This window comes from Sphingomonas sp. TDK1 (genome assembly GCF_001650735.1).
Taxonomy (GTDB): domain Bacteria; phylum Pseudomonadota; class Alphaproteobacteria; order Sphingomonadales; family Sphingomonadaceae; genus Sphingomonas.
Genome location: NZ_LXVY01000008.1, coordinates 21,730 through 27,729 on the forward strand (window position 1 = coordinate 21,730; position 6,000 = coordinate 27,729).

Annotated in this window: 5 protein-coding genes; all 5 read right to left on the reverse strand. The window is 67.3% G+C overall.

Annotated features, from left to right (window positions below; translation table 11 throughout):
* Nucleotides 1–278: 278 nt before the first annotated feature.
* The 5 genes from A7X12_RS08145 to A7X12_RS08165 all read right to left on the reverse strand — a co-directional run bounded on the left by A7X12_RS08145 (nt 279) and on the right by A7X12_RS08165 (nt 5,998).
* The gene (locus tag A7X12_RS08145; RefSeq protein WP_443029296.1) at nt 279–554 is read right to left on the reverse strand and encodes a hypothetical protein; all 276 of its coding nucleotides are present in this window, start codon (nt 552–554) and stop codon (nt 279–281) included.
* Between the two features lie 38 nt (nt 555–592).
* Nucleotides 593–910 (reverse strand): DUF5983 family protein, encoded by a 318-nt coding sequence (locus A7X12_RS08150; protein WP_232318411.1) that lies wholly within the window; start codon nt 908–910, stop codon nt 593–595.
* The gene (locus A7X12_RS08155; protein WP_064311174.1) at nt 907–1,863 is read right to left on the reverse strand and encodes an ArdC family protein; all 957 of its coding nucleotides are present in this window, start codon (nt 1,861–1,863) and stop codon (nt 907–909) included. The genes A7X12_RS08150 and A7X12_RS08155 overlap by 4 nt, the downstream gene beginning before the upstream one ends.
* A gap of 89 nt (nt 1,864–1,952) precedes the next feature.
* Nucleotides 1,953–4,094 carry a ParB/RepB/Spo0J family partition protein gene (locus tag A7X12_RS08160; RefSeq protein WP_064311175.1) on the reverse strand — a complete coding sequence of 714 codons (2,142 nt, stop codon included), beginning with the start codon at nt 4,092–4,094 and terminating at the stop codon, nt 1,953–1,955.
* 65 nt (nt 4,095–4,159) lie between these two features.
* On the reverse strand, nt 4,160–5,998 hold the full coding sequence (locus A7X12_RS08165) for a strawberry notch C-terminal domain-containing protein (RefSeq protein WP_064311176.1): 1,839 nt from the start codon (nt 5,996–5,998) through the stop codon (nt 4,160–4,162).
* Nucleotides 5,999–6,000: the final 2 nt, after the last annotated feature.

Genomic DNA, 6,000 nt, shown 5'->3' on the forward strand with positions numbered 1-6,000 from the left:
CATGAGACCGCTGTCATCATCCGGACCTGGCGTGACAGTCGCTTTCGCCAGTATCGCTATATAGATTGCTGCAGACTGGGATTTAAGCAGTGTAGCCTTCACCATACGCACCTTGCCCTGACCGTCATCGCCTCCATTTGCGACTAAGACGCATCTGGCCTTTTCCGAACATGCTATTGTTCCCCGTCCCTTTCGGGATTTCAGACCTTGTGAGGCCCGAGGTTAGTCCGGCGAGCAGAGGCATTCTCAACTTACCTCATCATCACTGATACTCCATTTCAGCGCCGCAACGGCGCACTGTCCTTGTAGCCGAAGATCATCCCCTCCTTGTCGTTGAGGTTCCAGCGGACAAGGCAGACGATCGCGAAGATTTCTCCGCCGATGCCGTTCGCGAGGACCTGCGCAGCGGCGTAGTAGACGCGGTTGCCTGGGCAGGACGAGGCAATCACCTTCAGCCCCTGGGTCGAGCCGTCGTCCTGGTCGCGGGTGTAGGTGAACTGGTCGTCGAGATAGGCCGTCGGCGAGGCGTGCCCGGCCATCGAGCAACGCGGCATGTATAACCATCCCATGTCGGGTCTCCTGCAGGATCGGATTACCAGTCGTGCGTCGGGAGCGCGGCGATGGGCTCGCAGTCCCGGTCGAGTTGCAGCCAATCGGCGCCCGCGGCCTCGGCCGCATCGAGGCAGGCGCGCAGGGTGTCGGGCATCCGGTCGCGGCCGTCCGACCCGACCAAGATCCACCAGCCATAGTCGCGCCAGCGCTCGGCGACGATGAGGCTATGCCAGGTCGCGTCGCCTCCGGCGATCGGCACGATGCCGGCAACCACGGCGTCCAGCTGGCGGGCGACATCGGCGGAAAGGTGGGCGGTCGACAGACACGCGAGCCGCTGGATCTCGATCGTGTCCATCATGCCGCCTCCAGAAGAGCCGGCACCTCGAGGTCTTCGGCCTCGTCGGTCACGATCGCGGCAGGCTCGCCGAAGGCGCGGAGATAGTTGTAGGCCTGTTCCGCCTTCGAGGCCGCGTGGATGATGGCGGTCTTGTCGGCCCGGAGGATGCCGAGCCAGTGCGCGACGTAGCTGGCGTGATTGTCGTGAAGCTCGTTGGGGAGCCCGACCTCGGCGCATGCGAGGCCAGCACCGATCTCCGCGACAAGCTCCTCGAAGGCGTAAGCCTTGTCGCCGAACCGCTTGCCGAACTTGCGGCCGAGCCGCGAAGCGTGCCCCGACCAATGGACCGTCTCGTGGAGTCGGGTGCTGGCATAATGGTCCATCGAGCGAAACGCGCTTGGCGACGGCATCTGGATGTAGTCGAAGGTGGGCGAGAAGAACGCCTCGTTACCGCCGTGGCGTACATCGGCCGGGATGGGATCGACAAAGGCGTCGATCGCCGCCTGGCGCTCCGACGGCGAGATCGGCGTCTCGATCGGCGGGGGAGCGTAGAAGTAGGCTGGCAGGCCGTCGATCTGGTCCGCGTTGAACACGATGTAATGGCGCAGGAAGCGGATGTTCTTCTCGCTCTCCTGGCCGGTGACGATGTTCGTCTCGGTCTTTTTGAACGAGGAATAGTAGACCGAGACCGCTCCGCGTTCGCCCTTGCGGACGTGCGCGCCGAGCTCCTCGGCCTGGCGGAAGGTCATCCAGAAGCGCGAGCAGTAGCCGCGAACGTCGCCCAGCGCCCACAGGTAAAGCGTGTTGATCCCCGTGTACGGGGTGCCGCAGTGACGCAGCGGGCGGAGGCCGCCGCTGCCCCCGCGCGAGCGCCAGGGACGATTCCAGGGGGCGACGCCGGCTTCCAGCTTCTCGATGATGAGGTTCGTGATTTCGGCCGCCACGTCGCGGCTCGGTTTGTTGTGCCCGGGCATGGTCTGTTGTCCGATCTGAGGGCAAAAAAGAGCCGCCGACGCGGGAAAGCGCCGGCGGCTCAGTCGCCCAGGAGGAGGTAGGTGGGTCGTCAGGCCGCTTCGGCGGTCTCGCCCTCGAGCAGGTCTTCGCCGTCGCCGGCGTCGGGCATGTCCGAGCGCTCGACGGGCTCGAGCGGTACGCTCTCACCGTCGGCGTCGTCGCCGGCACCGGGCTGGTCGAGATCCTCGTCATCGGCGATGGCGAGGGTGTCGTCGGTGGCATCGTCGAGGAAGCGCATCGTCGCCGGCACCCAGGCGAGCGCCGCCTCCTTCACGTCGGCCTCCACCAGCGCCTCGCCGGCGAACAGCTTGTGGCACGACGCCGAGATGTCGGGCTTCTTCGAGGCGGCGTACCGACCCGAGAGCGCGGGACCGCCGACGTCGTGCAGGAGGGTGAGCAGCGAGCCCTTAGGCACCCGGTCGAAGAAGTTCTGCGACGTGGGCCGCCACCAGGCTGCGACATCGACCTCCATGATCGAAGCGAGCCGGTTCTGGAGCGGGTTCTGCGACGGGCCGGAGAAGCCGTCCTTCGCCTCCAGCGAGACCGCGACCACATAGGCGAGCCACGCCGCCTTGCTGTCGTCGTCGAGCTCGCGGAAGGCCTCGAACCGCTCGACCGCGGTCGCGTGGCCCATCCAATCGCTGACCAGCCCGTCGTGGCACTCGGCCAGATACTCGCGCGCGCGGGTCGACGGCATCTCGCCCACCGACGGGTCCATCGGCCCGCGGGCGCGGACGGTGGTGCCGTAGTAGGTCGAGCCGTTGTTGCGCGCGTCGATCATCACGAAGATCGCGTAATCGAGCGCGAGTCCCGGATGCTGGACGAGGTTCGCGGCGAGCACGTCGCGGCGCTGCACCGCAAGCTCGTCCTGGAGGCGGGCGGTCAGCGGCTTCCCGCCCGGGGCGATGGTCTCGGGACGGGGTGCCGGGTCGCTGCCAACAGCGCCGCTCCCGCCGGTGACGGTCGCCGTGGGATCGCCTCCTCCGGCGCCGCCTGCCTCCCCGTCGGGCGCGACGTTGCCGTCGGCGCCGAGCCGGATCGGCTTCTCGCTGTAGTAGGTGGTGTCGAGCACCATCTCGCCGCGCTGGCTGAGGGTCAGGAAGGCGCCGACCAGCGGCCGCAGCTCGTCGGTGAGGATGCTCGGGCGACTGTTGAGCGTGTTGCGCTCCTCGTCGAGGCGGTCGAACTCAGCATCCAGCTCGGCATAGGCCTCCTGCGTGATGTCCTCGTCCTCCATCTCGGACTGGATCGCCTCGAGGCGGTCCTCGATCTCGGTGACGCGCGCGTCTTCCTCCTCCGTCATGGGGACGGTCGGGAGGATCACCCGATACAGGCCAGAAGCGGCATTGTAGGTGTGGTGCGTCGCGATCGGACGGATCCAGGCCAGGCCGGTCTCCTCGCCGATGCGGGTCGCCTCGGCCTCCAGCTTCGCCGCGGCGAGGCGTTCGGCGATCTCGGGGTCGACCCAGCGGTCGCCGTCCTCGGAGAACAGGTCCGCGACGATCTTGCCGCCGGCTGCGAGATAGGCGGCGTCACCGACGAGCAGCGCGACCGGATCGGTCGCCTTCATCGTCTGGTGGACGATCGCGCGCCGGATCGTGTCGGCGTTCACGTAGCTGTGGCCGCTGTAGCTGTTCCAGACGAGCAGCTGCTTGTCCTGGCTGTCGGTCGAGGCGTAGGCCTTCGCGATCTCCAGGCTGATCTCCCCGGCCGCGAGGGCGTCGAAAATCGGCTGCGCGAGCGTGGCGAGCCGGAGACGGCCCTCAATGAAGCGGCGGGTCTGTCCGAACCGCTTGGCGACCGCGTCGATGTCGCCGTCGACCCCGAGGAAGTGCTGGAACGCGCGGCACTCCTCCGCCGGCGTCAGCTTGAGCTGGTGGAAGTTGGCCGCGAGGGAGGTCTCGCTGAGCGCCGCGACATCGGCCTTCACGACGAGGACCGGAACGTCGTACTCCTCCGGGTTGATAGCGCCGCTCTCGGCGAGCATCGACAGCGCGCGCCAGCGGCGGCCGCCATCGAACACCTCGAACATGCCGCGGGGCTTGGTGACGGGGGTGACGAGGAGGTTCTGGAGAACGCCGCGCGCGCCGATGTCGGCCGCCATCTCGGGGATGCGCAGCTGGTCATCGGAAACGGTACGGACGTTGATCGGCGAAAGCCGGAGCTTCGCCAGCTTGACGGTCTGAAACATTGGGGCAACTCCTTCTGGCATCCGGTCCATCCCGGACACCCTCCTCGACCCCCCTCCCCTTTCCCTCAGGCGTCCTTGAGCACCGCGGAGAGGACGTCGGCCGCCCGGTCGACGGGCACGAAGACGCGCGTGCGGTACTGGATGATCTCGGTGAAGCAGCCCTGCGCCTTGAGCCATGCGATCTGCTCGGCCGGGGCGCCGCTGATCTCGACGCGAGGCTTGCCGTTCACGATCGCGCGCTTGACCGTCATCGGGAACGGGCGGGTGAGGTCGACGCTGCTCCCACCCAGGACGGACCCGGCGATGTCGGCGGGCGGCATGTTGTCCGCCTTGTCGATCCCGAGCTTGGTGAAGAGCGAGACGACGTGGGAGTCGAAGACGAGGCGTCCGAGCCAGGAATTGCCTTCGCCGTCGACGATGCGGTTCACGACGAGGTGATCGGAGGGGAGCGAGGACCAGATCGGCAGGAGAAGCCCGGTCGCGAGCCGGATCGTCTCGGTGTCGACCGTGTCGAGCGCCTCCGCAACCTCGGCAGTCCATAGGTCCACCAGCTCGTCATGGCTGATCGCCTCCCATGCGGATTCGAATAGGTCTTCCTCCCGGAAATACTCCTTTCGGGTAGGGCGGAGAAGTTCGACGCGGGGTATGGGTGCGCCGTCCTCGCTCATGCCGGCACGGGCACGGGTCTGGACGGCGACCTTTCCCGACTTAGCGTTCTTCATCGGGATGGCCGTCCCGTCCGCCTCGACGATGCGGAGGATCCGCTCGAGCGTCACGGGGTTGCGGCGTCGCTCGATCTCGATCGTCAGGAGGTGGGACGTGGCCCCGCTCACGGGGTCGGTGCGGAGCAGCGTGTCGTCGCGGACCGTCGCCCGGTCTACCATGATCGTCTCAACACCGACGTCGAGCGTGCCGGCATCCCGCGCCGCGGCGATGCGGGTTTCGACAAGCGCCAGGAACTCGTCGAAGATGCGGTTCTGCAGGTCGATCGGCAGGGCGAGGAGGCGGTTCAACCAGCGCTGGATCGGGGGCAGCTCTTCCTTCAGCACGCCATCCTGGTCGCAGAGCTCGAGGCCGGTGCGATCCTGGAACTCGCCGAGCGTGGTGCTGGTCAGCTTGCCCGCGTGGAGCAGGTGGAACCAGCTGATGAGCGCGGCGCAGGCGTACTCGCTTTCGAGGTTGTCGGCCGGGTCGAACAGGTTCTGCCCGCCTGTCTGCCGCTGGCCGCGGGTCAGCGCGCCGAGGCTGTCGAGGCGGCGGGCGATGGTGCTGGTGAAGCGCAGCTCGCCCTTGCAGTCGGTCGTGACGGGCCGGAACAGCGGCGAGCAGGCCTGATGCGTGCGGTGGGTGCGCCCGAGGCCCTGGATGGCCCGGTCGGCGCGCCAGCCCGGCTCCAGCAGGAGGTGGACGCGCTGCTGCTGGTTCTTGGCATCGAGCGAGGCGTGGTAAGACCGGCCGGTGCCACCCGCGTCCGAGAAGACGAGGACGCGCTTGCGCCCTTCCATGAACGCCGATGCCTCGACCTGGCTGGTCCGCGTCGAGCGCGACTCGAGCTTCTGGCCGCCATCGCCGCGGCTGACGAGGCGCTTGGTGCGGCCCGTGATCTCTGCGACGTTGTCGTGCCCGAAATGCTCCAGCATGGCGTCCAGCGCCGACATGATCGGGGGCAGCGCGCAGAGGTGCTCGATCAGGCGCTCGCGCGCCGCTTCGGCCTCCGGGTTGTAGACCGCGTTGCCGTCGTCATCGACCATCGGCATCGAGCGCGCGGTGCCGGTGTCGTCGGTGAAGACCTTCATCTGCCGGGTCGGGAAAGCCCGCTGCAGGTAATCGATGACGTATTCTTTGCAGTCGCAGTTTATGTCGAGCGTGGTGGCGGGAGGCGCAGGTTTCCTTCGGTTTTCCATGA

Excerpts from the sequence above, each read along its gene's own strand:
- A7X12_RS08145 (WP_443029296.1), bottom strand. The coding sequence starts at position 554 with ATGCCGCGTTGCTCGATGGCCGGGCACGCCTCGCCGACGGCCTATCTC.
- A7X12_RS08150 (WP_232318411.1), bottom strand. The coding sequence starts at position 910 with ATGATGGACACGATCGAGATCCAGCGGCTCGCGTGTCTGTCGACCGCC.
- A7X12_RS08155 (WP_064311174.1), bottom strand. The coding sequence starts at position 1,863 with ATGCCCGGGCACAACAAACCGAGCCGCGACGTGGCGGCCGAAATCACG.
- A7X12_RS08160 (WP_064311175.1), bottom strand. The coding sequence starts at position 4,094 with ATGTTTCAGACCGTCAAGCTGGCGAAGCTCCGGCTTTCGCCGATCAAC.
- A7X12_RS08165 (WP_064311176.1), bottom strand. The coding sequence starts at position 5,998 with ATGGAAAACCGAAGGAAACCTGCGCCTCCCGCCACCACGCTCGACATA.